This is a genomic window from Streptomyces olivochromogenes, from assembly GCF_021538895.1.
GTDB classification, from domain to species: Bacteria; Actinomycetota; Actinomycetes; order Streptomycetales; family Streptomycetaceae; genus Streptomyces; species Streptomyces olivochromogenes_A.
Window position 1 is genome coordinate 1 of record NZ_JADDRL010000107.1, and the last position, 24373, is coordinate 24373.

The following is a 24373-nucleotide window of genomic DNA, read 5'->3' on the forward strand; positions in this document are numbered from 1 at the left end:
CGGCGGAGCCGTCACGCAGCCGTGTGTGCGGCATTCCGGGCGTCGGCAGTCGGGGGTCGGGCGCCGTACCGTCGTGAAGGCCACCACCGCCCCGACGACCAGCACCCCCGCGCAGATCGGCATCGCCCGCCGGAACGACGCCTCGAAGGCCGCCGCCGACCGGTACGCCTCCGGGCCCATCCCGGACACCAGCGGCAGCCCGGCCACCGCGATGAGCCCCGCCGCCCGGGCGGCCGCGTTGTTGATGCCGCTGGCCAGGCCGGCCCGCGAGGTGTCCACGGAGGCCAGGACGGTGGCGGTCAGCGGGGCGACCAGGGTGACCATGCCCGCGCCCATGACCAGCAGGGCGGGCAGGATGTCCGACACGTAGTTCGCGCCCTCGCCCACCCGGAGCATCAGCAGCATCGCCACCGCGCACAGCAGCGGGCCCACCGTGAGCGGGATGCGCGGGCCGATGCGGTCGGCCAGGGCGCCGGAGCGGGACGAGAAGAGGAGCATCAGGGCGGTGGTGGGCAGCAGGGCCGTACCCGCCTGGAGGGCCGAGTAGCCGACCACCACCTGGAGCTGGAGCGCGGTGAGGAAGAAGAAGCCGCCGAAGGCCGCGTACACGCACAGGGTGACCAGGTTGACCGCCGTGAACTGGCGCGAGGAGAAGATGTCGAGCGGCAGCATCGGGTCGGCCCGGTGCTTCTCGACGTACACGAAACCCACTCCGGCGAGGACCCCCGCCACCGCCGTCAGCGCGATGGCCGGCCTGCCACTGCTGGCCTCGATCAGCGCGTAGGTCACCAGGGCGAGGGACAGGGCGCCCAGCACGGCGCCGAGGACGTCGAAGCGGCCGTGGGCGCGGCCGTCGGCGGACTCGGGGACGTGCCGTAGCGCGACGGGCACGCACAGCAGGGCCAGCGGGACGTTCAGCAGGAACACCCAGCGCCAGCCGGGACCGTCCACCAGCCAGCCGCCCAGGAACGGGCCGACGGCCGCGCCGACCCCGCCGAAACCGGACCACAGGCCGACGGCCTTCGCCCGGTCGTCGGGGTGGAAGGACGCCTGGATCAGGGCGAGGGAGCCGGGGGTCAGCAGGGCGCCGCCGATGCCCTGCAGGGCGCGGGCCGCGATCAGGATCCCGCTGGTCGGGGCGAGGCCGCACAGCAGGGAGGCGGTGGCGAACCAGACGACGCCCAGCACGAAGATCTTGCGCCGGCCGTACTGGTCGCCGAGCGATCCGCCGAGCAGGATCAGCCCGGCCAGCGTCACCATGTACGCGTTGACGGTCCACTGGAGGGCGCCGAGGCTCGCGTTCAGGTCCTCGCCGATCCGCGGGAGCGCGACGTTGACGACGGTCGAGTCCAGCATGGCCATGCTGGAACCGAGCACCGTGGTGAGCAGGATCCACTTGCCCTGGGACGAGGCCAGCCGGACGTCGGGCATGTCCCCAGGTATACAGCGAGCCCGGCGCTGATGCGCCGGGCTCGCTGGAAACCGCCGTGGGCGGACGGTTACTTGATCTTGGTGCCCGTCGAACGCAGGTTGCCGCAGGCCTCCAGGACGCGCGCGGCCATGGACGCCTCGGCGAGCTTGCCCCAGGTGCGCGGGTCGTAGGTCTTCTTGGAGCCGACCTCGCCGTCGACCTTCAGGACGCCGTCGTAGTTCTTGAACATGTGGTCGGCGACCGGACGGGTGAAGGCGTACTGGGTGTCGGTGTCGATGTTCATCTTCACGACGCCGTTCTCCAGCGCGGTCGCGATCTCCTCCTCCGTGGAGCCGGAGCCGCCGTGGAAGACGAAGTCGAAGGGGCCAGGAGAAGCAGCCTTGCCGTACTTGGCGGCCACGCCCTCGTTGAGCTCCTTCAGCAGCTCGGGGCGGAGCACGACGTTGCCCGGCTTGTACACGCCGTGGACGTTGCCGAAGGACGCGGCCAGCAGGTAGCGGCCCTTCTCGCCGAGGCCGAGCGCCTCCACCGTGCGGATGGCGTCGTCGACCGTCGTGTACAGGGAGTCGTTGATCTCGTGGGAGACGCCGTCCTCCTCGCCACCGGTCGGGGTGATCTCCACCTCAAGGATGATCTTCGCGGCGCGGGCCTTCTCCAGCAGCTCCTGCGCGATGGAGAGGTTGTCGGCGAGGGTCTCGGCGGAGCCGTCCCACATGTGCGACTGGAAGAGCGGGTTGCGGCCGGCCTTCACGCGCTCCTCGGAGATCGCGAGCAGCGGACGTACGTACCCGTCGAGCTTGTCCTTCGGGCAGTGGTCCGTGTGCAGGGCGACGGTGACGTCGTACTTCTCGGCGACGATGTGCGCGAACTCGGCCAGCGCGACCGCGCCGATGACCATGTCCTTCTTGTGCTGACCGCCCAGGAACTCGGCGCCACCCGTCGAGATCTGGATGATGCCGTCGCTCTCCGCCTCCGCGAAACCGCGCAGGGCCGCGTGCAGGGTCTGGGAGGAGGTCACGTTGATGGCCGGGTAGGCGAACTTGCCTGCCTTCGCCCGGTCGAGCATCTCGTTGTAGACCTCGGGGGTTGCGATGGGCATCTGTCCGCTCCTTGAGTGTGCGCGGGGGTGCGATCTGCGTACTACGGCCCTGACCTAGACCTTGGGGCTGACGTCATCGTCGCCCCCATCTTTCCAGACCTGAGCCGATGCTCAATGCCCCTGGTCAAGGAGCGGTCACGCGCCGGTCAAGGCCGTAGGTCAACCCCGTGCGTCAGTCGAGACCCAGGTCGTCCTTCGAAAAGGCGAACACGTAGGGCACACCAGCCTGTTCGGCGATCGCCTCGGCCGCGCCGGTCGCCCGGTCCACGATCGTCGCCACCGCGACGACCTCCGCGCCGGCCTCACGCAGCGCCTCGACCGCGGTCAGCACCGAGCCACCGGTGGTGGAGGTGTCCTCCACGGCCAGCACCCGGCGGCCCTTGACCTCGGCGCCCTCGATACGGCGCTGCAGGCCATGCGCCTTGCCCGCCTTTCGGACGACGAAGGCATCGAGCACCTTGCCGCGCGCGGCGGATGCGTGCAGCATCGCGGTCGCGACGGGGTCGGCGCCCAGGGTCAGCCCGCCGACGGCCTCGAAGTCCAGCTCGGCGGTCAGGTCGAGCATGACCTGACCGACCAGCGGCGCGGCCTCGCCGTCGAGCGTGATCCGGCGCAGGTCGATGTAGTAGTCGGCTTCCTTGCCCGACGACAGGGTCACCTTGCCGTGCACCACGGCCTTGTCCTTGATCTGCTGCAGCAGCGCGCCGCGTACGTCCGTCATGCCGACCAGCTTAGAGGCGACGCCAGGTCCAAGTGGTCGTGGCTTCCAGCGGCTCCAGGGGCGTGACCAGGCGCGGCATGGTGTTCAGGCCGTTGGGCGGGCCGGTCTGCGGCTCGACGCACACGGCCTCCTCCTGCTCGTCGTAGACCACGACCCACTCCTCACGGCTGCTCACCTTCAGCTCCAACTGGCCCGGCCAGGTGAGCGTGACGTCGACGCCGCCGGGCATGCCGAAGCAGTCGTCCCAGGGGCCGGGCTTCGGGTCGATGCGGTTGCCGGTGGGGAGGTGGTCCTCGCCGCGCTCCTCCTGCCAGGCCGGGGTGAAGCCGACCTGGACGTCCTCTGAACCCAGGTTCCGGTGGAACCAGGGGTGCCAGCCGATCTGGGCGGGGAAGGAGGAGCCGTACGTCTCCACGGACATGGTCAGCCGCAGGCTGTCCTCGGTGAGGGCGACCACCTGGGTGACGCGGCCCGGGTGGGGCCAGGGCTCGACCAGGTCATACGTGATGACCGCCTCGTCGGCCAAGGTGCGGGCGGTGCGCCAGGCGCCGTCGCGGGCGGTTCCGTGGATGGCGTGCGGCGGGGCGTTGAGCGGCATCTGGCGGACGGTGGCGCCGTCCAGGAAGCGGCCGTCCCTGGTCCGGCCGCACCAGGGCACCATCGGGAAGCAGCCGAAGCGGTCGCCCTGCCGCAGCAGCTCGACGCCGGCGACCCGCAGCCCCCCGACCCGACCACCGTTCCTGGGCTCCACCCGCGCCTCCGCGTCACCCGCGGTCAACGTGATGTCTTCGTTACTCACGAGACGACCCTACTGGGGCGATCAAGGGGGCGTTTCCGGTCCGGGGTGTGGCTGGGGGTGTGTGGAGGCGTTTCTGCACAGCCGGCGGACACGCGAGCACGTCAATGTGCGGTCATGCGGGCGTGTGGATGCTCAGCGGCGGCGGCGGAGTGCTCGGCCCAGCACGATCGCCGAGGCCAGTACGAGGGCGGCGGCGGGGGCGGCCCAGCGGAGGGTGCTGGTGGCGGCGACGGTCTGCGGGGCCGGTACCGGGGCGTAGCGGCCGCGCGGCGGTGCGTGGTCCACCTCTTCCGCGCTGCGTCCGATCATCGTCCGCCGCGCGTGTGCCGCCTCGACCGGCGGCTCCCCCGAATCCCCGAACACGTCACCCTCGTCATCGTCATCATCGGTGGAACGATCGAGAGAGGGCGGCGGAATCTCGGCATCGGAGACGGAGGCCCGCGCGTCGGCTTCTCCCTCGGCCTCGGCCTCGACCTCGGTTTCAGGCTCGGCCTCGGCTTCCGGCCCCTCTTCCAGTTGCTCGGGAGTCGCCGATTCCTCCGCCTCCTCCGCCGGCATCGCCAACCCCTCCACGAAACGGTTCAGCAGGCGGGTTGCCGCTGAGGTCACCGCCTCTGGGGGGAGGTCCGCCACGCGGCCGGTCGCTGTGGCCGTGCCGGTGATGGTGGCCGTGGAGCCGTCGTCCGTGTCGTCGAGGCGAAGGCTGAGGGCGAGTGCGGCCGAACCCGTGCCCCGGGCCTCGGTGGCGTCGGCCTCGATGGCGTACGTGCCGTCCGGCCGGGCCGACACGCGCAGCGACCCGCGGTAGGTGACGGAGTGGCTGCCGACGCGTACTTTCAGCCGCCCGGCGACCGGCTCGGCGCCGGCGTCCTGCTGGAGCCCGGGAACCGCCCGGGCGACCCGCGCGGGATCGGCGAGCGCCTCCCTCAGCCGCTCGGCCGGAACCGGAACGAAGACCTCGTGCTCCATGTCGGCTGAGCCTACCCAGGAGTGGCCGATGCGTATCCTCCTCGGAGACCGCGAGTCATCCGCCACGGGACCGGAATCGACCAACGACCGTCCGCCGACGACCCGTGGCAGCCAAGGAAACGGGGACCAGCATGTTCACCAAGAAGGAAACCCACCTCCTCGTACTCAACGACCTCGACGAGGCGCGCACCGCGCTGAGCGAGGCGTTGCGGGAGGCCGACCGGGAGACGGAGCCCGGGCTCCGGCGGGCGCTGGAGATAGTGGACGGGATCGGCGCGGGCACCGATCCGCGTGAGCGGTGGGCCCGGCAGGTGCTCGCCGAGGCGGGGGTGGACGCCCGCGAGAAGGAGATCCTCGCGATCAAGACCCTGCGCGAGGCCCTGCCCGGACTGAGTCTGATCGCGGCGGTGGACCTGGTCAGGAAGCTCCAGGCCACGGCCTAGTTCACAGGCGGCGCAGGCGCTCCACAGCCTCAATGGACACCTCCGCCCACACCGTCTTGCCCACGGGTTGACGGGGCGCCGACCCCCAGCGCACGGCCAGGACATCCACCAGGAGCAGTCCTCGACCGGACTCACCGTCGGGGTACGACGAGGGCGGGGCCGTGGGCGGCCGCTTCGCGGAGGCGGCATCCGCGATCTCGATACGCACCAGACCCGCGACCGCGTCGAGGGCGAGCCGGAGACCGAAGTCGCGTCCGGGAACCCGGCCGTGCTGTACGGCGTTCGCGGCGAGTTCGCCGACGACGAGGGCGACCGTGCATGACACGTCCGACAGCGGCGGGTGACCCCACTCCTCCATGCACCGGACGGCGAGGCGTCGGGCGAGCTGTGCACCTCGGGGTGAAGAGACGAACTGCGCTGTGAGGGAGGGGAACTCGCGCGGCTCGTTCTCTTCGGTGGACGTTCCTGTCAGCACGGCTCGTCGGTCCTTGTCTGTCGAGCTTGAGACAACCCACGGCGTACGCGAGTCGTCACGTTCCGTGCTCAAGAGTCGTCTGATCGCCCTACGCTCGACAGATGACGCAGCCTTACTTTTCAGTCGGTAAGGAACGGAAGTGACGCTTTGGCCAACGGAATTGACCCCAACGCGTCGATGGCGGCGCTGTTCGGCACGCGGGTGCGCAGGCTCCGTACGGCGGCCGGACTGACCCAGGCCGAACTCGGTGACAGGGTGCATGTGGTGAGCACGCGGATCACACAGATCGAGCGGGCGTCCGGAGCGAAGCCGACGCTGGAACTGGCGCGTGCGCTGGACGCGGCGCTGGGGGCGGACAACTTGCTGGTGGAGCTGTGGCCGTACGTGTACCGGGAGGCGTTTCCGGACTGGTCGCGGAGGTTCATGGAGTACTCGGAGCGGGCGGTGGTCATTCGCGAGTACGCGGCTCATGTGGTGCCTGGCCTGTTACAGACGGAGGACTACGCACGGGCGTTGCTGAGAGTCGGTCGAACGCTCGGCAGCAAAGAGCAGTTGGAGGAGCGGGTCGCTCTTCGCATGGAACGACAGGAGCGCCTCCACAGGCCCGATCGTCCCGAGCTGTGGGTGGTCCTCGACGAGGCGGTGCTCAGGCGTCCGGTCGGCGGACAGGCCGTGATGAGTGAGCAGTTGGCGCGGCTGCTGGGCACCACAGCGGAACCTCACATCACTGTGCAGGTACTGCCGTTCGACCAGGGCGAGCACGATGTCATGGGCGGATCGCTCACGGTGCTCACCATGCCGGACCGCTCGGAGATCGCGTACACGGAAGGCGCGCACTACGGTCAACTCATCGAGGATTCGGACGAGGTGAGGAGTTTCGCTCTGACCTACGATCGGCTGCGGGCGGCGGCTCTGCCCCCGCTCATGTCACTCGACATGATCCGATCCGTGATGGAGGACAACCACCGTGGAGCGAAGGTCCCGTCCCGATCTGAACGGCGCCGCGTGGCGCAAGAGCAGCTACAGCAATCAGGAGGGCGGCAACTGCGTGGAGGTGGCCGACGAGTTCCAGGCCGTCGTCCCCGTCCGTGACAGCAAGGTCCCGCACGGTCCGGCGCTGTGCTTCGAAGCTCCCTCCTGGACCGCGTTCATAGGCGAGTTGAAGGCCGGGCACCGCCGTCCCTGAGGCGACCGGGCCCTTGTCCACGAGGGTCCGGCAGGCCGCTGGCCTCCTCAAAGAACCGGGAGAAAGAACTCCCGCCCACCCACCCTCCCCGGCCGGAAAGCCCTCGTCACCCGTCCGAGTGACCGGCTTGCAGGCGCGGGATGCGGACGGTTACGTTCGCCGCGACAACCGCAAACAGATACGGCCCCCGGCCGGGATTGCCGTCCCGAACGAGGGCCTGACCGATCAGGAAGACCCGCTTCCCGATGGCTGACCCGCAGTCTAACGCGCGCCTGCGCGCCGACGCCGGAGCTCCTACATCCGGCGTGATCCACGTCCGCACCCGGCTGACAGCCGACTTCACGGTGATCTCCAACGCCCTCGCCCAGCGGCGCGGCAGCGCGGTCACAATCGGCGTAGCGGCGTACATCTCCTCCCTACCCGACGGCTCCTCCGTGACCATCACCGCACTGTGCGAGCACTTCAGCGAGGGCGAGATCCTGATTTCGCGAGCGCTCAGGGAGCTCGAAGCGGCCGGATACCTGGAGCGCCGACGCGAGCGGACGCCCACCGGGCAGGTCCGTACCCGGACGTACTTCTACGACGTACCTGGCGGCGATCGCGATCCCGATCCGGATCCGGACGGGCCTCCCGAGCCGCCCAAGCCGCGTCGGCCCGGCAAGAAGCCCGCCACTGCGGCGGCCGTGCATGAAACGACGGAGACGTCGGTCCCGCTCGCTGATGCCGACCCTCAAGCGGTCGCCGTACTCGCCGCCCTGCGCCGGGTCGACCCCCGCCTTGTCCTCTCCGAGCAGGAGGCCGCCCGCCTCGCCCCGGCCGTCACCCGCTGGCTGGCGGCGGGCCTTCTGCCCACACAGATCACGGACTACCTCACCGCAGGACTCCCGGACCACCTCGCGACCCGGCCGGTCGGCATCCTCGCCCACCGGCTCAAGGAGACTCCTCTGCCCGCACCGGTCAGAAGCGCTGCGCCTGCGTTACGTCCGGCCGTCGTGCCCATGCGGAACTGCGACGGCTGCGACCGGGCATTCCGCTCGGCCGAAACGGGCCGCTGCCGTGACTGCCGGCGGCGCGAGCAGCGCCTCTCCGACGTTGCCTGAGCCGGTGATTGGGTATGCGGTCCACCCGCAGGTGGGAGGCTTGATGTGGCACGATGCGAAATGCGGCGCCGGGAGGAGGTGGGGCATGGTCGACAGGTTCAAGGACGGGCTTCTGACGCCCACGGAAACGGCCTCCTACCTTGAGATTCCGCAGTCGACTCTCACCTCGTGGCTGAAGGGCAAGGCCGCCGGAGCACCACTGGTCCACCAGGTCGAGCCGGTGCGGAAGGGGCAGCCTTCGGTACCGTTCATCGCGGTGGCCGAGGCACACGTCCTGCGTTCTCTGCGTTCCCTGGGACTCCGCATGAGCGAGATCAGGGAGGCGGCCGCCGCTGTACGGGACGCCTTCGACACCCCCTACGGCCTCGTGTCCAAGCGGATCGCCACCGACGGCGTGGACATTTTCATCGAGCACGGTTGGGGTGACCTCCGCAGGGCCCGCGACGGCCAGGTCCCCATCCACGAAGTGGTCTCCGACTATCTCCGCTACCTCACGTGGGAGCCGGGCGACGACTTCCCCTCCAGCCTGCGGTTGAGGCAGTACCCGGACTCTGTCCCCGTCGTGATCGACCCGAGGTTCGGCCACGGTCTCCCTGTGGTGGCCGCCAACCGCGTCACGGTCAAGGCCATCACCGACCTGTGGGAGGCCGGGGAGACCGTCGAGGACATCGCGTACGACTACGACATGACGCCTGAGCAGGTGGACGCGCTCTGCCGGGCAGTGGTGCACCTTGCCGCCTGAGTTCTTCCTCGACCGGAATCTCGGGCGTCGTGTGGCGGAGGGGCTGAGGGCTTGCGGGTGGACGGTTCACCGCATCGGCGATGTCTTCCCGGACGACGGGCAAGACATCCCGGACGAGGAGTGGATCACGCACGGTCTCGACCGCTCCTGGGTCCCGCTCTCGAAGGACGGGCGGATCAAGACCCGGGACCTGGAGATCCGACCTGTCCTGGAGCGCGAGGCGGTGCTGTTCTACCTGGACAACCAGCAGCTTCGCAGCGCAGAGATGGTCGAACGGCTCGTCGTGTGCCGTGACGTGATCCACCGGGCCGTCGAGAAAGGCGGTCCGGCAGCGTACGCCGTGCGACGCGACCGTATTGAGCGCACTTGGCCCTGACGCTGCGCGCACCGCGGCGCGGGAGACCGAACCCCGAACCCGATTCGGGACGAAGGGGCCCGGATTCAGGACGTCAGGCGTCGCAGGCGGCCGGTGGCCTCGGTGAGAACGTCGTCCCGCTTGCAGAAAGCGAAGCGGACCTGGCTGCGACCCGCATCGGGGTCGTCGTAGAACACCGAGTTCGGGATGGCGACAACGCCGCAGCGTTCGGGGAGCGCGCGGCAGAAGGCGTGGGCGTCCTTCTCGCCGAGGGGGGTGATGTCGGTGGTGATGAAGTAAGTGCCCTGAGGCTGGTAGACCTCGAACCCGGCTGACCGCAGGCCGTCGCCGAGCAGGTCCCGCTTGGCGAGCATGTCCGCGCGGAGGGCGTCGAAGTAGGTGTCCGGCAGGGACAGGGCCTCGGCCACCGCGTACTGGAACGGCCCGGAAGCCACGTACGTCAGGAACTGCTTCACCGAGCGGACGGCACCCACCAGCTCCGGCGCCGCTGTCACCCAGCCGACCTTCCAGCCGGTGAACGAGAACGTCTTGCCGGCCGAGCCGATGGTGACCGTGCGCTCGCGCATGCCGGGGAACGTGGCCAGCGGCAGATGCGCGGCGTCGTCGAAGACCAGGTGCTCGTAGACCTCGTCGGTCACCACGAGCAGGTCCCGCTCCACCGCCAGCTCGGCGATCGCGGTCAGCTCCTCGCGGGTGAGGACCGTACCGGTGGGGTTGTGCGGGGTGTTGATCAGCAGCAGCCGGGTGCGGTCGGTCACCGCCGCGCGCAGTTCGTCGAGGTCGAGCCGGAAGGCGGCGGTGCCCCCGACGGTGTGCGGGCGCAGCGTGACCGGGACGCGGGTGCCCCCGGCCATCGCGATGCTGGCGGCGTAGGAGTCGTAGTACGGCTCCAGGGCGATGACCTCGTCGCCCGGTTCCAGCAGGGCGAGCAGGGCGGCCGCGATGGCCTCGGTGGCGCCTGCCGTGACCAGGACCTCGGTGTCGGGGTCGAAGGACAGGCCGTAGCGGTGCTGCTGGTGGGCGGCGACGGCGGCGCGCAGTTCGGGGATGCCGGGGCCCGGCGGGTACTGGTTGCCGCGGCCCTCGCGCAGGGCGCGTACGGCCGCCTCCCGGATCTCCTCGGGGCCGTCCGTGTCGGGAAAGCCCTGGCCCAGGTTGATCGCGCCGGTCCGCGCGGCGAGGGCGGACATCTCGGCGAAGATCGTCGTCCCGAACTCGGCCAGGCGGCGGTTGAGGAGCGGGCGTGCGCTGGAGGTCATGCCGGTCATCCTGCGCCCAAGCTCTGGAGTTCCTCAACTCCGCTTTGGCGATCGAGCCGCCGGGGCATTCCCGTGTCACACAGCAGTCAGGCAACAGACGAGGCACCCACGGGGGGCTGCTTCGGGGGAACGGAAAGCAGGTGACGTCATGGGCACCGTCTTCATCGTGGTGGCGATCGTGGTCGTATTCTTCGCGATCGCCGCGTCCCGGGCGGGCAGGGCCGGGCGGGCGAGCCGCCGCGGCAACGCGTCGTACGGCGCGGGTGGCAGCTGGTGGGCCGGCGGGAGCGGCGACGGGTCGTCGTCCGGGCATCACGGGGGCGGCCACCACTCCGGGGGCCACTCCTGCGGAGGCGGTCACTCCTCCTGCGGCGGGGGTTGTGGCGGCGGCGGTGGATGTGGGGGAGGCAGCTGACACGGGGCAGCTGAGCTCCGCGGAACAGGGGGAACCGCATCCGGGCCGCACGCCGATGCGCCCGTCGGGAGGAGGCATCCGACGGGCGCATCGGCGTACGTACGGGGCGCCCGGGGCACTCTGTGGTTGAACAGTTGAGCTGTGGGGCCCTCTGAGGGATGGAAACCCCACGAAGTTGGGTAAAAACGCTGTGGCGGCGCCACAGTTCATGATTCCCTCTAAATCACCAACGCAGCCCCTCGGACGTCCTGCGGACACTTCTCCCCGGCTGGGCCGGGCGGGGCCGACCGGGCCGACGTGACAGATACATCTCCCGGTGTCGGCCGAGGTGCGCAGGACCACACTCCCCTCTTCTCTATCTTTGCGTGCTAGCGGAGCCGATCCATGCTCACGACCCTCACCACCTCCTACACCGATACGCGCGCGGCCGATCTGGCCTGGGCCCTGGGGCGCGAGCCGCTCCCCGCTCTGGCCACGCTCGACCTCGAACTGACCGATGCGAAGCTGCAGTTGAGACTTCTCGGCGCGTCCCACCAGGTACTCCTTGAGGAGGAGCGGGGCAATTGCTCGGAGACGGTGGCGTGCATTCCGGGATCCAGCACGCCCCTGCCGCTGGGAGTCGCCAAGCGGGTCGGCGACTGGGAGTACGAGTTCGCGGCGCGTGTGGAGGTCCTCTCGCCGGGCTCCTTCGCGGGCCGCGCCCAGGAGTTGCTGGCTCTGGTCTCCGAGCACCCGCACGGCCTCGCCGGCGTCTTCCCCGGCAGCCCGCACGCCTTCACGGCGATGCTCGCCCAGCGGCACGAGGGGCAGGTGCACTGGCGTACGTGGCACGCGTATCCGCAGGACGGCCAGCTGGTGGCGACGCGGACGAAGGTGGGGGTACGGGTGCAGGTGGCCCAACTCGGTTAGGGCGCCGGGCACTCCACCGGCCGGCCGCGGGGGCTCGTCATCGGCTGGGACGACATAAACACCGCGCGCGTCAACTGCCCCAGTTCCACACGTGTGGGTGACGAAGCGTCCCCCGCGTGTGACGTAACGTCGCAGAGTGATCGAACCGCAGGCGCCCGCCCCGCCCGGCGCACCGCCGCCCTGGGGCGCACCCGCGCGGCTGCCCGTGCGGCCGGGGACGGGGCGGTTCCTGGTTCTCGCGTGCGTCTTCGTCTGCGCGGCCTGCGGACTCGTCTACGAGCTCGAACTCGTCGCCCTCGCCTCGTACTTGATCGGCGACTCGGTCACCCAGGCGTCCGTCGTGCTGTCCGTCATGGTCTTCGCGATGGGCATCGGCTCCCTCGCCGCGAAGCGGCTGCGCTGGCATGCCGCCGCCGGCTTCGGCGCCGTCGAGGCGGCCCTCGCGCTCATCGGCGGATGCAGCGCCATGGCGCTGTACGCGGTCTTCGCCTGGACCGGCGACTGGGGCGGCCTGTGGGCCGACGGCCCCCGCGTTCTCCTGGTCGCCTTCTCGCTGGCCATCGGCCTGCTCATCGGCGCCGAGGTACCGCTGCTGATGGAGCTCATCCAGCGCATCCGGCGCCAGGACGCGGGCGGCGCGGTGGCCGACCTGTTCGCCGCGGACTACGTCGGCGCGCTGGTCGGCGGCCTGGCCTTCCCCTTCCTGCTGCTGCCCTTCCTGGGCCAGCTGACCGGCGTGCTGGTCACCGGGGCCGTCAACGTCGTGGCCGGCGGCGCTCTGGTGCTCGGCCTGTTCCGCCGCGACCTCTCCCGGCGCGCCCGCTGGCTGCTCCTGATCGCCAACCTCACGGCGCTCGGCGTACTCGCCTCCGCCGCCGTGCTCGTCGACGACTTCGAGCGGGCCGCGCGGCACGCGGTGTACGGGAGGGACGTGCGCGTGGCCCTGCAGACCGACGTCCAGGAGGTGGTCCTCACCGGCGGCACCCGCGGCCGCCCGCTCGACCTCTATCTGGACGGCCGGCTCCGGGTGGGCGGCCGCGACGAACGCCGCTACCACGAGGCGCTCGTCCACCCCGCGATGTACGGGCCCCACGCGCGCGTGCTGATCCTCGGCGGCGGCGACGGGCTCGCGGCCCGGGAGGTGCTGCGGCACACCGGCGTCGACCGGATCGACGTGATCGAACTCGACGCCGGCCTGGTGCGCCTGGCCCGCCACGATCCGGGACTGGCGGCCCTGAACGCGCACGCCTACGACGACCCCCGCGTCCACGTCACCACGGCGGACGCCTTCCGCTGGCTGCGCGGGGCGCCGTGGGGGACGTACGACGTGGTGATCGCGGACCTGCCCGACCCCGGCATCACCGCCAGTACGAAGCTGTACTCCCAGGAGTTCTACGGCCTCGCCCGTCGCGTGCTGCGCCCCGGCGGACGCCTGGTGGTGCACGCCGGCCCCGTCGCGTCCCGCACCCAGGCCTTCTGGACGGTTGACGCCACCCTGCACGCGGCCGGCCTGGCCACCACCCCCTACCGTGTGCCCGGTCGCGACTGCGGCTTCGCGGCGGGCCCCGACCGCTCGGCCCGCACCTCCCGTGCCGCGCACGACTGGGGGTTCATCCTGGCCAGGCCGGGCCGCGCCGCCCCGCCGCTGCGCCTGGACCCGCACGAGCCGTCCCCGAGCACGCTCACCCGCAGGGCGCTGACGACGGACGCCCGCGCGGCGGCCCACACCCGCATCAAGGGCCTGCCGGCGTCCACGTTGGTGCATCCGCGCTACTAGGCCCTGACCGCCGCCGGGTTTCCCACAGGCTGTGGACGGGCGCGCACGGCGAGAGCCCGGTCCCGGCGCGCCACCGCTGTGGTCCGCGCCCCGACCGGGCTCTCGTTCGGGTACGGCGCGTACCTGGTCGTACGCGCACACGCCGCTGTGGACAGCGAAGACGCTGTGCGTGCCGAGGAACTACTCCTCGTCGTCCTCGGGCTCGTCCTCCGCCTCGTTGACCTCCTCCTCCAGGCCGAGCTGCTCGACGAGCCAGCGGTCGAACTCGATCGCGGCGCGCACCCAGCTGACCGTGGAGGAGACGAAGTGGTTGAGGTCGACGCCGGTGCCGATCAGCATCTGCGCCTCACCGATGAGGCGGACGGTGCCGTCGTCGTGGGTGTGGCTGTACACCTTGGGCCACAGGGTGCGCCGGTTCCAGTCGTCGATGGACTCCAGCAGCTGCGGCTTCTCGTCGATCTTGTGGGGCCGGTCGTAGAACGTCCGCACCGAGAAGACCGCCTGTTCGGCCTCCCCGCGGAACATGAAGTACGTACGGAACTGCTCCCACGGCGCCGCGAGGTCGCCCTCGTCGTCGACGACGTACTTGAGCTCCATCTGGTCGAGGAGCTGCTTCACGAGGTCCTGATCCGGGACGACGGGGCCCGCCGGTCCTTGGGGCTGCGGCTCGGGCTGGCCCCCGAAGTTCGGAATCGAGGACGGGTCGATGCTCACCGTGATTTTCCCTTCGTACGGATTCCGCCATCCTCCCTCATCCGGGGAGGGGGGTGGCAAGCCCCGCCGGGCCTGTCAGCCCACGGCTGACACGATCCGGTCACTGCCGTGGACGTGCCTTCGAGTACCCGGTCCTGTGCGGGTCTGACACGGTCCGATGACCGCGTCGGGGGCATGCGGCTTCCATGATCCCTTCACGGGCGCGCGAAGAAAACCACGGTGGCTCCTGTGAACGCTGTGGCCGATGGGACCGGTGTTCGCCGTACGAACGCGGGCCCGCCACCTTGAGGGGTGACGGGCCCGTGGTCGCGGTCGGTGACTACAGCGTCTTGCCGGTCGCCGGTCCCACGATCAGGCCGTCGCCGAAGGCGTCCACGCGGACCGTGGCGCCGTCCTTGACCTCGCCGGAGAGGATCTCCCGGGCGAGGCGGTCGCCGATGGCGGTCTGGACGAGGCGGCGCAGCGGCCGGGCACCGTACGCCGGGTCGTTGCCCTCCTCGGCGAGCCAGGCCAGGGCCTGAGGGGTGACCTCCAGGCTGAGGCGGCGCTCCGCGAGCCGCCGCGCGAGGCGGTCGATCTGGAGCCGCGCGATCCGGCCCAGTTCGTCCTTGCTCAGCGCGGAGAAGACGACCAGGTCGTCGAGCCGGTTGAGGAACTCCGGCTTGAAGGAGGCGCGGACCACCTCCAGCACCTGCTGCTTCTTCTCCGCCTCGCCGAGCACCGGGTCGACCAGGAACTGGCTGCCCAGGTTGGAGGTGAGGACGAGGATGGTGTTGCGGAAGTCGACCGTACGGCCCTGACCGTCCGTCAGGCGGCCGTCGTCCAGCACCTGAAGGAGGATGTCGAAGACCTCGGGGTGCGCCTTCTCCACCTCGTCGAGGAGCACCACGCTGTACGGGCGGCGGCGCACGGCCTCGGTGAGCTGGCCGCCCTCCTCGTAGCCGACGTAACCGGGAGGCGCGCCGACCAGGCGGGCCACGCTGTGCTTCTCGCTGTACTCCGACATGTCGATGCGGACCATCGCCCGCTCGTCGTCGAAGAGGAAGTCGGCCAGTGCCTTGGCGAGTTCGGTCTTGCCGACGCCGGTCGGGCCGAGGAAGAGGAACGAGCCGGTCGGGCGATCCGGGTCGGCGATACCGGCCCGGCTGCGCCGCACCGCGTCCGACACGGCCCGTACGGCCTCGCTCTGGCCGATGAGCCGGCGGCCCAGCTCCTCCTCCATGCGCAGCAGCTTCTGCGTCTCGCCCTCCAGCAGGCGGCCGGCGGGGATGCCGGTCCAGGAGGCGACGACGTCGGCGATGTCGTCCGGGCCGACCTCCTCCTTGACCATGGTGTCCTTGGCGGCCTCCTCCTCGGCCTCCGAGGCGGCCTCCAGCTCCTTCTCCAGGGCCGGGATCTCGCCGTACAGCAGCTTGGAGGCGGAGTCGAAGTCACCGTCGCGCTGGGCGCGTTCGGCCTGCCCGCGCAGGTCGTCGAGCCTCTCCTTCAGCTCACCGACCCGGTTGAGGGACTGCTTCTCCTTCTCCCAGCGGGCGTTGAGGCCGCGCAGCTCCTCCTCCTTGTCGGCGAGGTCGCGGCGCAGCTTCTCCAGCCGCTCGCGGGAGGCCGGATCGGTCTCCTTGTCGAGGGCCAGCTCCTCCATCTTCAACCGGTCGACGGCGCGCTGCAGTTCGTCGATCTCGACCGGGGACGAGTCGATCTCCATGCGCAGCCGGGAGGCCGCCTCGTCGACCAGGTCGATGGCCTTGTCGGGCAGGAAACGGGAGGTGATGTAGCGGTCGGACAGGGTGGCCGCGGCGACCAGCGCGCTGTCCGCGATCTGCACCTTGTGGTGGGCCTCGTAGCGGCCCTTGAGCCCGCGCAGGATGGCGATGGAGTCCTCGACGGTGGGCTCGGCGACCAGCACCTGCTGGAAGCGGCGCTCCAGCGCCGGGTCCTTCTCGATCCGCTCGCGGTACTCGTCGAGGGTGGTGGCGCCGACCATGCGCAGCTCGCCGCGGGCCAGCATCGGCTTGAGCATGTTGCCGGCGTCCATGGCGGAGTCGCCGCCGGCGCCCGCGCCCACGACGGTGTGCAGCTCGTCGATGAAGGTGATGATCTGGCCCTCGGAGTCCTTGATCTCCGCGAGGACGGTCTTCAGGCGCTCCTCGAACTCACCGCGGTACTTGGCGCCCGCGACCATCGCGCCCAGGTCGAGCGCGACCAGCCGCTTGTTCTTGAGGGACTCGGGCACGTCCCCCTTCACGATCCGCTGGGCGAGCCCCTCCACGACGGCGGTCTTGCCGACGCCGGGCTCACCGATGAGCACGGGGTTGTTCTTGGTGCGCCGGGACAGCACCTGCACGACCCGGCGGATCTCCTGGTCGCGGCCGATGACGGGGTCGAGCTTGCCGTCCCGCGCGGCGGCGGTGAAGTCGGTGCCGAACTTCTCCAGCGCCTTGTACTGCCCCTCGGGGTCGGCGTTGGTCACCCGGCGCCCGCCCCGTGCCTTCTGGAAGGCCTCCAGCAGCTTCTTCGCGGTGGCCCCCTGCTGGGAGAGCACCTCGCCGGCCGCCCCGCCCTTGGCGGCGATGCCGATGAGCAGGTGCTCCGTGGAGAGGTACTCGTCGCCGAGCTCCTTGGCCCGTTCGGCGGCGTCCGCGAGGACCGCGAGCAGCTCGCGGTTGGGCTGCGGGGGAGCGACGGTGGAACCGGTCACGCTGGGCAGCGCGCCGAGCGCGCGCTCGGCGCCGGAACGCACGGCTGCCTGGTCGGCGTCCACCGCGGCGAGCAGGTCGATGATGTTCTCGTTGTCCTGCCCCTGGAGCAGAGCCAGCAGCAGATGGGCGGGCGTGAGGTCCGGGTGCCCCTCGGTCACGGCGCGGCTGCTGGCCGTGTTGATCGCGTCCCGGCTCCTGTTGGTCAGCTCGGCGTCCACGTTCGCGTTCTCCTCCTCGGCGTGGGCCCGTCGGCCACGTCTCCCAGTCCTGACTTAACCAACGTACACAAACTTGAGTCTATTCCACTCAAGGTAACGCCCGGGAGTCCCCGAGGGGCTAGTTTCCGGGCATGACCGCATATTCCGTGGATCCGGGCGCACCGGACGCCGCATACCTGGCCTTCTGGCGAGAACGCCACCTGTGCACCCTCACGACCCTCCGCCCCGACGGCAGCCCGCACGTCGTGCCCGTCGGAGTGACATACGACCCCGAGGCGCGACTGGCTCGGGTGATCACGAACAAGGCGAGCGCGAAGGCGGCCCACGTCCTGGCCGCGGGGCCGGGCGGGGCCCGGGTCGCGGTGTGCCAGGTGGACGGCCGCCGCTGGGCGACGCTGGAGGGACGGGCGTACGTACGCCCCGAGGCGGACCGCGTCGCGGAGGCGGAGCGGCGCTACAGCGAGCGCTACGAGCGGACGCCGGCACCGAATCCGTCCCGCGTGGTCATCGAGATCGAGCTGGAGCGGGCCCTGGGGCGTGGGTGACTGATTTCAGCCACTGTGAAAACACCCCGATACCAGGAAATGTCCCCTGAAACTGCAGCGGCGTCACCGTGTTCAGGTCACGGTGACGCCGCTGCGGGGGGAAGCACCTGAGCGATCTTTTACGACGGGGGAATCGCGTCAGGCACTGCGGGGGGTGGCCGAAATAGTACTCAAGTCCGAGTCATCCGGTTCTGCCAGCCGGTGGTCTCGTTGGTCCAGGTTCACAAAGATCATTCCGTACCGGATGGCACATCGCACGGGCTGCGGTGCCCCGCGAGGCTTACGCAGGCACCGGTACGCCCGTACGTCCTCGTCCTCGTCGCGCGTGACGACGACCGGCTCACCGAAGACGGTCACCATCAACGAGTCACCGCTGTGGGGGATGGCGGTGACCAGGTCGATGAAGTGCCAGCCCGATCGGTAGGCGGTGGCCATTTCGCGGCGGAAGGAACGGTCGTCGGGTGGAGTGGTCACGTCAGCTCCCGGCTCCGCTTGCCGTCGCGTCGGTGTGCGCGGCCACGGAAGGCCACTCTGTGAACGCCTGAGCGTCACCCTTGGCGCCGAAGACGCCGCTCCCCACCCCCAGGACAACCAGGATGGAAAAGGCGGCACCGAGCGCCGAGCGAAGCAGTCTGTTGCGCATGGTCGGCTTCGTCCTCACTTGAAGGTCCCCTTTTCCCCCGTCAGGTACGACGATGGCTTATTCGGGCACGTGGTGGCCACACAATCGGTGCATCATGTTCCTGCATGTTCAGGACCCTGGGGGGTGGAGATTTGACAGCGAATCGGGCGAAAGCATCACATCCTCACTCGGTGACCGAGCTGTGCGACGAGGGAAGCCGTCTTTACGCCACAGCTCTGCGCGCCGGGCGCGTCGCCCGCGCGGATGCCGAGACCGCCCCCTGTCTGATGGAATTCGCCCTGCTCCACCCGGATCCCGACGACCCCGACTGGCTGCGCCCGGTGCCGCCGGCGGTCGCCCTGGCCCGACGGCTCAATCCGCTGGAGCGCGAGATCACCGAACGCCGGCAGATGTCGGTCGAACTCTCCCAGATCTTCGAACCGTTCATGACGCTGAGCGCCGAGGCGCACACGACCAGCGACTCCATCACCGTCCTGGAGGGCGGCGAACGGATCAACGCGGCGCTCAACCTCGCCACGGCCCAGTGCCAGACCGAACTCGTCACCGTGCAGCCCTCCGACCGTATCTCGGAGGACAGCCTGCTGCAGGGCCTCGAACGGGACCGGCCGCTGATGGAACGGGGCGTCAAGGTCCGCAGCCTGTATCAGCACACGGCCCGCTACAACCCGGAGAAGCTGGCCATCGCGGCCCGGCTCTCCGACGGCAAGGTCGAGTACCGCACCATCGACGAACTGGTCGAACGCCTGATCATCTGCGACGGCACCGTGGCCTTCATCCCGGCCCGCGACGACCAGAAGATCGCCCTGGAACTGCGCCAACCCGGCCTGGTCCGCTACCTCATGAAGGTCTTCGAGTACCTGTGGGACCGGGCGGTGCCGATGGGCGCCGGCGGGCCGTACGAGGTCGACTCCGACGGCATCACCGAGATCCAGTACTCCATCGCGAAACTGCTGGTGGAGGGCCATGTCGACGAGGCCATCGCCCGCCGGCTCGGGATGAACGTACGGACCTGTCGCGCCCATATCGCCAAGCTGGCCCAGGCGTTGGGCAGCGGCAGCCGCGCCCAGCTCGGCTATCTCATCGCCCAGTCGGGACTCCTGAACCAGGACACGTCGATACCGGGACGGGACGGCGCCCAGTGACCCCCGGGCGGCCGGCTCAGCGCACGCTCGGGGACTCCTGATCGGGAATGCCGACGGGGATCCCGGTGCCGCCGGGCGGCCCGTCCAGCCCCACCTGCGCTATCCGCACGCCCAGTTGGGCACGGCTCGCCGCTCCCAGCGTCTCCGACAGCCGGGCGATGTGGGCCCGGCAGGTGCGCACGCTGATGCCCAGGCGTTCGGCGATCACCGCGTCCTGGTGGCCCTCCGCCAGCAGGGCCGCGATGGACTGCTCGCGGTGCGAGATGCCCTCGATGCCGGTGTCCGGCAGCGAGGCCGTCAGCGGGATCGCCAGCCGCCACAGCCGCTCGAAGACCGTCACCAGGTACTCGACCAGCGCCGGGTGGCGCAGCTCCAGGGCCATCGTGCGGTCGGCGTTGGCCGGGATGAAGGCCACCGTGCGGTCGAACAGGATCAGCCGGTCGATGACCTCGTCGAGCGTCCGGGCCTCCACCGCGTCGCCCATCAGCTCCAGGTAGGTCAGCAGGCCCTGGCCGTGCCGGGCCACGTGCGTGTACAGGTCGCGCATGTGCACGCCACGCCCGCGCAGCGCCAGCGCCCGGTGCAGGCCCTCGGTCAGCTCGGCCTCCCGCCGGATGCCGCCGGGCTGCACGGTGAGCACCTCGGTGGTGCAGGCCTCGGTCGCCTCGTCCATCGCGGCCTGGATCCGGGACAGCCCGTCCAGGACGCGGATCGCCGTGCCCTCCGCGGACGCCGAGGCCTGCAGCTGCCGGCCCAGCCCCGCGTACCACTCGAAGGCCGCCACCGCCGAGCCCACCCGGCGCTGGCTCTCCCTGACCTCGTCGTGGACCCCGCGCAGCAGCCGCGTCATGACCTCCTGCGGCGAGGTCGGCACCAGCCAGGCCATGTCGTCGGGGTCCGGGTGCAGCAGGGCCAGCTCCAGGAGGCAGGGCACCGGCTCGGCATCCGTGCGCGGCACGCGGCCGCGCCGTACGGCCCGGGAGTACACGCGATCCCCGGCCTCGCACAGTCGGTCGGCCCCGTGTGGATGATCCTCCGTCCCGCGCCCGGCCATCGCCCATTCCACCCCCGGTTGCTGCCACTTCCGTGGCGCAACTATGCGCGGACGAATCCGGCTCCGCAACACGGCTCTCCACGTCGCGACCGCCGGATGGCACCGGTATCTCCCCGTTTCTCCTGGGCTCCCGCCGTCCCGTTGCAACAAGCTGACGGTGGCGAACCGGTGGCCGGAGATGCGTGGTTGCGCCCGGTTCGCCCGGGTGCCCGTCCGCCCCGGCACGCCCCCGGTCGGACGCCCCACCTCGGGCCGCGGCATCAGGTGGCCGGAACCGGCCTCTTGACGCGGACCACTTCACACACGTACGGCGCGGCGCCGCGCCTCCACCCTCCAGGGTGAACACGGGGCACCGCGCCGTATTGACCTCCGCCCGCGCGCACGCGGGCCGAGCGACGAGATCCGGCCCTTTCGGGACGATCACGGCTTTTTCCAGCCGATCGCCCCTACTTCGGGCCGGTCGCGGCTACTTCAGGCCGAGCGTCGTGCAGGCCGCCTTGTACTTGGGGGTGCAGATCTCGGAGACCTTGTAGATGCCGTCCGCGAGGACCGTGTCCTTGATGTTGCCCTTCGTCAGGGCGGTCACGGTGACCAGCTGCGCCGGGATGTCCTTGTTGGTGGGGCTGTCGACGCGGTCCTGGGTGAGGGCGTCGAACTGGATGTCCTTGCCCTGCACCTTGGCGACGGCCATCTCGGCGGCGGCCTCGGCCTCGCTCGGGTAGGACTTGTAGACGCTCATGTACTGCTCGCCCGAGACGATCCGCTGCACACCCTCCAGCTCGGCGTCCTGGCCGGTGATCGGCGGCAGGTCGGTGACGCCTGCGGCGGTGAGGGCCTTGATGGCACCGGCCGCCATGCCGTCGTTGGCGGAGTAGACGGCGGCGATGTTGTTCTTGCCGATCGCGCCGATCGCCTCGGTCATATTGGCGTCGGCGTTCTCCGGCTTCCAGTCCTTGACGTCGTACGAGGCCGCGATCGTCACCTTGCCGTTCAATTCGGACATCGCGCCCGCCTTGAACTGCTTGGCGTTCGGGTCGGTGGGCGACCCGTTCAACATGACGATCTTGTCGGAGGTGTCGATGTTCGAGCCGAGCGACTCCAGCAGCGAACGGCCCTGCACCTCGCCCACGAGCTCGTTGTCGAAGGAGATGTACGCGTCGATCGGACCCTCGGCCAGCCGGTCGTAGGCGATGACCGGAATGCCCGCGTCCTTGGCCTTCTTGACCTCGCCCGCCATGGCGTGCGAGTCGACCGCGTCGAGCAGGATGACGTCGACCTTGTCGGCGATCATCTGCTGCATCTGCTGGGCCTGCTTGCCCGCGTCCGCGCCCGCGTTGGCGTACTCGACCTTGCCCAGCTTCCTGGTGAGGGCCGAGACCTTCTCCTTGATGATGGGGTAGTCGAACTTCGCGTACCGCGTGTTCGCCGTCTCCGGCAGCAGCAGACCCACCGTCACGTCGTTGCCCTTGGTCGGGCTCGCCTCACTTGAGTCACCCGTCGCACCGAGCGCACCGCAACCGGCGAGCGAGAGGGTCATCGTGGACGCGGCCACGGTTATGGCGATACGACGCATTCGGGGGCTCACTTCAGGTGCGTTCCGGACGTGGGGCTGCTTTGCGACCCAGATGTCTGAAAAGACAACGCGGCAGCGATACCCGACGTCAAGCCGAACTACTTAACGAGTCCGCAACACCACGCTGCGCTGCACCTGTGAAGAGCTGACGGAATCACCTCCAAACGACCTTTACGGACCCTCCATCCAAGCGAAGTTCATGGGGAGGCAAAGATCCGTACAACCAACGCCTTTCCTTGCGAGTCGTGATCACCGGCGGCTCGAGCCGCCGTCACGAACCGATCAGAGGATCGAATGAACCCAGCCAGACCCGCGACGCCCGGTGCGGCCCTCACCGTCGTCCTCGCCACGGCCGGCGGACTGCTCGGCACCACCGTCGCCGTCGCGGCCCCCGCTTCCGCCGCCACCCGGTGCGCCTCGCCCGTCTATATGCGGCAGTTCTTCGCGAACACCACCTTCTCGGGCACGGCGAAGAAGACCGACTGCGACAGCGCGATCGACGAGAACTGGGCCGGTGGCGCGGCCGCCTCCGGCCTGCCGAAGGACAACTTCGGCGTCCGCTGGACCGTGACACGCGACTTCGGGTCCGGCGGCCCCTTCACCCTCACCGCCGCCACCCAGGACGGCATCCGCGTCTACGTCGACGGCACGCGGAAGATCGACCTCTGGAAGAACGTCTCCACCACCCAGAAGAAGTCGGTCGACATCACCCTGTCCAAGGGCACGCACACCCTCCGCGTCGACTACATCAACCTGACCGGCGCCGCCAACGTCCGCTTCTCCTACGCGCCGCGCACCTCCGCCACCGTCGACAAGGTCAAGCCCCTCGCCCCGGCGGGCGCTTCGGCGACGTACGACCCGGCCACCGGCAGGGCGAAGCTCGCCTGGGCGAAGAACAAGGAGATGGACCTCGCCGGGTACCGGGTCTACCGCCGCCTGAAAGGGGCGTCGTTCGGCACCGCTCCCCTCGCGACGACCACCGCCACGTCGTACACCGACAGCACGCTCCCGACGGCCGGCGAGACCTACTACTACGAGGTCCGTGCCTACGACAAGGCCACAAACGAGTCGACCGGAACCGCGGACCTGCCCGTCACCACCGCCGACCGGGTCGCGCCCGCGGCGCCCACGGTGACGACCGCGACGGGCGAGGTGACTCCCACGGGCGGTACGGGCGGACTGAAGGTCGGCTGGGAGAAGATCCCGGACGCGGTGTCCTACCGCGTCTACCGGGCCGCGAGCGAGAACGGCACGTACACGAAGCTCGTCAGCACCGGCGAGCTCTCCTACCTGGACATCTCGGCCGCCGAGAGCACCGTCTACTACTACCGTGTGTCGGCCGTCGACGCGGCGGGCAACGAGTCCGACCGGTCCGTCCCGCAGCGCGGCAAGATCTGGGACAACGACCCGCCGGCCCTCGTCAGCGGGCTGACCGTCACCCCGACCGAGTACGGCTTCCAGCTGAACTGGGACAAGAACCCCGCCACGGACCTGCGGTACTACACGGTCCACCGGGGCGAGCTGCTGGAGAACGACGAGGGCGACAAGATCTGCTACGGCACCGCGACGGACTACGTCTCGCCCGACGAGACGTCCTTCGCGTACACCACGCTCCCCGACGGCGGCCAGGCCTGCTTCTTCCTCGACGCCGTGGACGACGACGGCAACTCCGCCATCAAGTGGAACGGCCCGGCCGAGGCCGTGGCCGCCACCGAGCTCGACATGACGCCGAGCGTGGCGACCCCCGAGGGCTCGCCGCTGCGGCTGGACGCGAACGGCACGGAGGGCGACGAGGGCAACCAGCTGGTGTGGTCCGGGCTCGGCGCGGGTGGGGAGGAGTCCGCCAACCCCGCGCAGGCCTTCCGCGTCTACCGCTGGAACCCGGCCACCGCCGCCTACGAGCGGATCGCCGAACTGGGGGCCGGTGCACATACGTACTTCGACACCGGCGCCAAGCGCGGCTCGGTCTCCTACTACTGGGTGACCGGCGTGCAGGCCGACGGCACGGAGACGACACCGGCCGGCGACTGGGCGATCAGCGCGCCCGTCAAGTGACACGAAGGGGCCGGGAGGCTGTACGCCT

24 protein-coding genes are annotated in these 24373 nt (G+C 70.2%); 12 read left to right on the forward strand and 12 right to left on the reverse strand.

Going from position 1 to position 24373, the window contains the following annotated elements; genetic code table 11:
• From IPZ69_RS36540 to IPZ69_RS36560, 5 genes are all read right to left on the reverse strand, one after another.
• Positions 1-1431, reverse strand: a 1431-nt coding sequence (locus IPZ69_RS36540; RefSeq protein WP_235459002.1) for an MFS transporter, incomplete at its 3' end; no start/stop codon positions are given.
• Between the two features lie 68 nt (positions 1432-1499).
• Positions 1500-2531 carry a class II fructose-bisphosphate aldolase gene (gene fbaA / locus IPZ69_RS36545; protein WP_235459003.1) on the reverse strand — a complete coding sequence of 344 codons (1032 nt, stop codon included), beginning with the start codon at positions 2529-2531 and terminating at the stop codon, positions 1500-1502.
• A 172-nt stretch (positions 2532-2703) separates the two neighbouring features.
• Entirely contained in the window at positions 2704-3252 is a 549-nt protein-coding gene (gene pyrE, locus IPZ69_RS36550) for an orotate phosphoribosyltransferase (protein ID WP_235459004.1), read from the reverse strand.
• Between the two features lie 10 nt (positions 3253-3262).
• Positions 3263-4051: an aldose epimerase family protein gene (locus tag IPZ69_RS36555; protein ID WP_235459005.1), complete on the reverse strand. Its 789-nt coding sequence runs from the start codon at positions 4049-4051 to the stop codon at positions 3263-3265.
• A 132-nt stretch (positions 4052-4183) separates the two neighbouring features.
• Positions 4184-5020 carry an SRPBCC domain-containing protein gene (locus IPZ69_RS36560; RefSeq protein ID WP_235459006.1) on the reverse strand — a complete coding sequence of 279 codons (837 nt, stop codon included), beginning with the start codon at positions 5018-5020 and terminating at the stop codon, positions 4184-4186.
• A gap of 131 nt (positions 5021-5151) precedes the next feature.
• On the opposite strand from IPZ69_RS36560, the gene IPZ69_RS36565 reads away from it, so the two are divergent.
• Complete coding sequence (locus IPZ69_RS36565; RefSeq protein WP_235459007.1) at positions 5152-5463, forward strand: hypothetical protein; 312 nt, start codon at positions 5152-5154, stop codon at positions 5461-5463.
• 1 nt (position 5464) lies between these two features.
• Here the strand turns inward: IPZ69_RS36565 and IPZ69_RS36570 are convergent, their stop codons facing one another.
• Positions 5465-5938 carry an ATP-binding protein gene (locus IPZ69_RS36570; protein WP_235459008.1) on the reverse strand — a complete coding sequence of 158 codons (474 nt, stop codon included), beginning with the start codon at positions 5936-5938 and terminating at the stop codon, positions 5465-5467.
• 177 nt (positions 5939-6115) lie between these two features.
• Between IPZ69_RS36570 and IPZ69_RS36575 the strand changes: the two genes are divergently transcribed.
• The 5 genes from IPZ69_RS36575 (at position 6116) to IPZ69_RS36595 (ending at position 9342) form a co-directional block, all read left to right on the forward strand.
• Positions 6116-7030, forward strand: a complete 915-nt coding sequence (locus IPZ69_RS36575) for a helix-turn-helix domain-containing protein (protein WP_235459029.1) — start codon at positions 6116-6118, stop codon at positions 7028-7030.
• A complete protein-coding gene (locus IPZ69_RS36580) occupies positions 6993-7124 on the forward strand; it encodes a DUF397 domain-containing protein (protein ID WP_235459030.1) in 132 nt (43 codons plus the stop codon). The genes IPZ69_RS36575 and IPZ69_RS36580 overlap by 38 nt, the downstream gene beginning before the upstream one ends.
• Positions 7125-7369: 245 nt before the next feature.
• Positions 7370-8224 carry a hypothetical protein gene (locus IPZ69_RS36585; protein ID WP_235459009.1) on the forward strand — a complete coding sequence of 285 codons (855 nt, stop codon included), beginning with the start codon at positions 7370-7372 and terminating at the stop codon, positions 8222-8224.
• Positions 8225-8309: 85 nt separating this feature from the next.
• Positions 8310-8966, forward strand: coding sequence for a DUF433 domain-containing protein (locus IPZ69_RS36590; protein ID WP_235459010.1), 657 nt, complete (start codon positions 8310-8312; stop codon positions 8964-8966).
• Positions 8956-9342, forward strand: a complete 387-nt coding sequence (locus IPZ69_RS36595) for a PIN-like domain-containing protein (protein WP_235459011.1) — start codon at positions 8956-8958, stop codon at positions 9340-9342. Before IPZ69_RS36590 ends, IPZ69_RS36595 begins: the two co-directional genes overlap by 11 nt.
• A gap of 65 nt (positions 9343-9407) precedes the next feature.
• Here the strand turns inward: IPZ69_RS36595 and IPZ69_RS36600 are convergent, their stop codons facing one another.
• Positions 9408-10610 carry a pyridoxal phosphate-dependent aminotransferase gene (locus IPZ69_RS36600; RefSeq protein WP_235459012.1) on the reverse strand — a complete coding sequence of 401 codons (1203 nt, stop codon included), beginning with the start codon at positions 10608-10610 and terminating at the stop codon, positions 9408-9410.
• Positions 10611-10749: 139 nt separating this feature from the next.
• Here IPZ69_RS36600 and IPZ69_RS36605 point away from each other — a divergent pair, with 139 nt between their 5' ends.
• From IPZ69_RS36605 to IPZ69_RS36615, 3 genes are all read left to right on the forward strand, one after another.
• Positions 10750-11016 (forward strand): hypothetical protein, encoded by a 267-nt coding sequence (locus IPZ69_RS36605; RefSeq protein ID WP_235459013.1) that lies wholly within the window; start codon positions 10750-10752, stop codon positions 11014-11016.
• A gap of 384 nt (positions 11017-11400) precedes the next feature.
• Positions 11401-11925 (forward strand): DUF2617 family protein, encoded by a 525-nt coding sequence (locus IPZ69_RS36610; RefSeq protein ID WP_235459014.1) that lies wholly within the window; start codon positions 11401-11403, stop codon positions 11923-11925.
• Positions 11926-12061: 136 nt separating this feature from the next.
• Positions 12062-13702 carry a polyamine aminopropyltransferase gene (locus IPZ69_RS36615; RefSeq protein ID WP_235459015.1) on the forward strand — a complete coding sequence of 547 codons (1641 nt, stop codon included), beginning with the start codon at positions 12062-12064 and terminating at the stop codon, positions 13700-13702.
• 180 nt (positions 13703-13882) lie between these two features.
• Here IPZ69_RS36615 and IPZ69_RS36620 read toward each other — a convergent pair whose 3' ends face one another.
• Together IPZ69_RS36620 and clpB are read right to left on the reverse strand one after the other, a co-directional pair.
• The gene (locus IPZ69_RS36620; RefSeq protein WP_235459016.1) at positions 13883-14416 is read right to left on the reverse strand and encodes a type III secretion system chaperone family protein; all 534 of its coding nucleotides are present in this window, start codon (positions 14414-14416) and stop codon (positions 13883-13885) included.
• A gap of 319 nt (positions 14417-14735) precedes the next feature.
• Complete coding sequence (clpB, locus tag IPZ69_RS36625; RefSeq protein ID WP_235459017.1) at positions 14736-17333, reverse strand: ATP-dependent chaperone ClpB; 2598 nt, start codon at positions 17331-17333, stop codon at positions 14736-14738.
• A 131-nt stretch (positions 17334-17464) separates the two neighbouring features.
• Between clpB and IPZ69_RS36630 the strand changes: the two genes are divergently transcribed.
• On the forward strand, positions 17465-17878 hold the full coding sequence (locus IPZ69_RS36630) for a pyridoxamine 5'-phosphate oxidase family protein (RefSeq protein WP_235459018.1): 414 nt from the start codon (positions 17465-17467) through the stop codon (positions 17876-17878).
• 138 nt (positions 17879-18016) lie between these two features.
• Here the strand turns inward: IPZ69_RS36630 and IPZ69_RS36635 are convergent, their stop codons facing one another.
• The gene (locus IPZ69_RS36635) at positions 18017-18313 is read right to left on the reverse strand and encodes a (2Fe-2S)-binding protein (protein ID WP_235459031.1); all 297 of its coding nucleotides are present in this window, start codon (positions 18311-18313) and stop codon (positions 18017-18019) included.
• Between the two features lie 312 nt (positions 18314-18625).
• On the opposite strand from IPZ69_RS36635, the gene IPZ69_RS36640 reads away from it, so the two are divergent.
• Positions 18626-19663, forward strand: a complete 1038-nt coding sequence (locus tag IPZ69_RS36640) for a helix-turn-helix transcriptional regulator (RefSeq protein ID WP_235459019.1) — start codon at positions 18626-18628, stop codon at positions 19661-19663.
• Between the two features lie 16 nt (positions 19664-19679).
• Here IPZ69_RS36640 and IPZ69_RS36645 read toward each other — a convergent pair whose 3' ends face one another.
• Both IPZ69_RS36645 and IPZ69_RS36650 read right to left on the reverse strand, forming a co-directional pair.
• On the reverse strand, positions 19680-20717 hold the full coding sequence (locus tag IPZ69_RS36645) for a helix-turn-helix transcriptional regulator (protein WP_235459020.1): 1038 nt from the start codon (positions 20715-20717) through the stop codon (positions 19680-19682).
• Positions 20718-21183: 466 nt separating this feature from the next.
• A complete protein-coding gene (locus IPZ69_RS36650) occupies positions 21184-22290 on the reverse strand; it encodes a substrate-binding domain-containing protein (protein WP_235459021.1) in 1107 nt (368 codons plus the stop codon).
• A gap of 294 nt (positions 22291-22584) precedes the next feature.
• Here IPZ69_RS36650 and IPZ69_RS36655 point away from each other — a divergent pair, with 294 nt between their 5' ends.
• Positions 22585-24345, forward strand: a complete 1761-nt coding sequence (locus IPZ69_RS36655) for a PA14 domain-containing protein (protein WP_235459022.1) — start codon at positions 22585-22587, stop codon at positions 24343-24345.
• Positions 24346-24373: the final 28 nt, after the last annotated feature.

Bases quoted from the DNA above. Each gene is read 5' to 3' on its own strand.
- fbaA (WP_235459003.1), bottom strand. From the start codon at position 2,531: ATGCCCATCGCAACCCCCGAGGTCTACAACGAGATGCTCGACCGGGCG.
- pyrE (WP_235459004.1), bottom strand. From the start codon at position 3,252: ATGACGGACGTACGCGGCGCGCTGCTGCAGCAGATCAAGGACAAGGCC.
- IPZ69_RS36560 (WP_235459006.1), bottom strand. From the start codon at position 5,020: ATGGAGCACGAGGTCTTCGTTCCGGTTCCGGCCGAGCGGCTGAGGGAG.
- IPZ69_RS36565 (WP_235459007.1), top strand. From the start codon at position 5,152: ATGTTCACCAAGAAGGAAACCCACCTCCTCGTACTCAACGACCTCGAC.
- IPZ69_RS36575 (WP_235459029.1), top strand. From the start codon at position 6,116: ATGGCGGCGCTGTTCGGCACGCGGGTGCGCAGGCTCCGTACGGCGGCC.
- IPZ69_RS36585 (WP_235459009.1), top strand. From the start codon at position 7,370: ATGGCTGACCCGCAGTCTAACGCGCGCCTGCGCGCCGACGCCGGAGCT.
- IPZ69_RS36590 (WP_235459010.1), top strand. From the start codon at position 8,310: ATGGTCGACAGGTTCAAGGACGGGCTTCTGACGCCCACGGAAACGGCC.
- IPZ69_RS36600 (WP_235459012.1), bottom strand. From the start codon at position 10,610: ATGACCGGCATGACCTCCAGCGCACGCCCGCTCCTCAACCGCCGCCTG.
- IPZ69_RS36605 (WP_235459013.1), top strand. From the start codon at position 10,750: ATGGGCACCGTCTTCATCGTGGTGGCGATCGTGGTCGTATTCTTCGCG.
- IPZ69_RS36610 (WP_235459014.1), top strand. From the start codon at position 11,401: ATGCTCACGACCCTCACCACCTCCTACACCGATACGCGCGCGGCCGAT.
- IPZ69_RS36630 (WP_235459018.1), top strand. From the start codon at position 17,465: ATGACCGCATATTCCGTGGATCCGGGCGCACCGGACGCCGCATACCTG.
- IPZ69_RS36635 (WP_235459031.1), bottom strand. From the start codon at position 18,313: ATGGCCACCGCCTACCGATCGGGCTGGCACTTCATCGACCTGGTCACC.
- IPZ69_RS36640 (WP_235459019.1), top strand. From the start codon at position 18,626: ATGTTCAGGACCCTGGGGGGTGGAGATTTGACAGCGAATCGGGCGAAA.
- IPZ69_RS36645 (WP_235459020.1), bottom strand. From the start codon at position 20,717: ATGGCCGGGCGCGGGACGGAGGATCATCCACACGGGGCCGACCGACTG.
- IPZ69_RS36650 (WP_235459021.1), bottom strand. From the start codon at position 22,290: ATGCGTCGTATCGCCATAACCGTGGCCGCGTCCACGATGACCCTCTCG.
- IPZ69_RS36655 (WP_235459022.1), top strand. From the start codon at position 22,585: ATGAACCCAGCCAGACCCGCGACGCCCGGTGCGGCCCTCACCGTCGTC.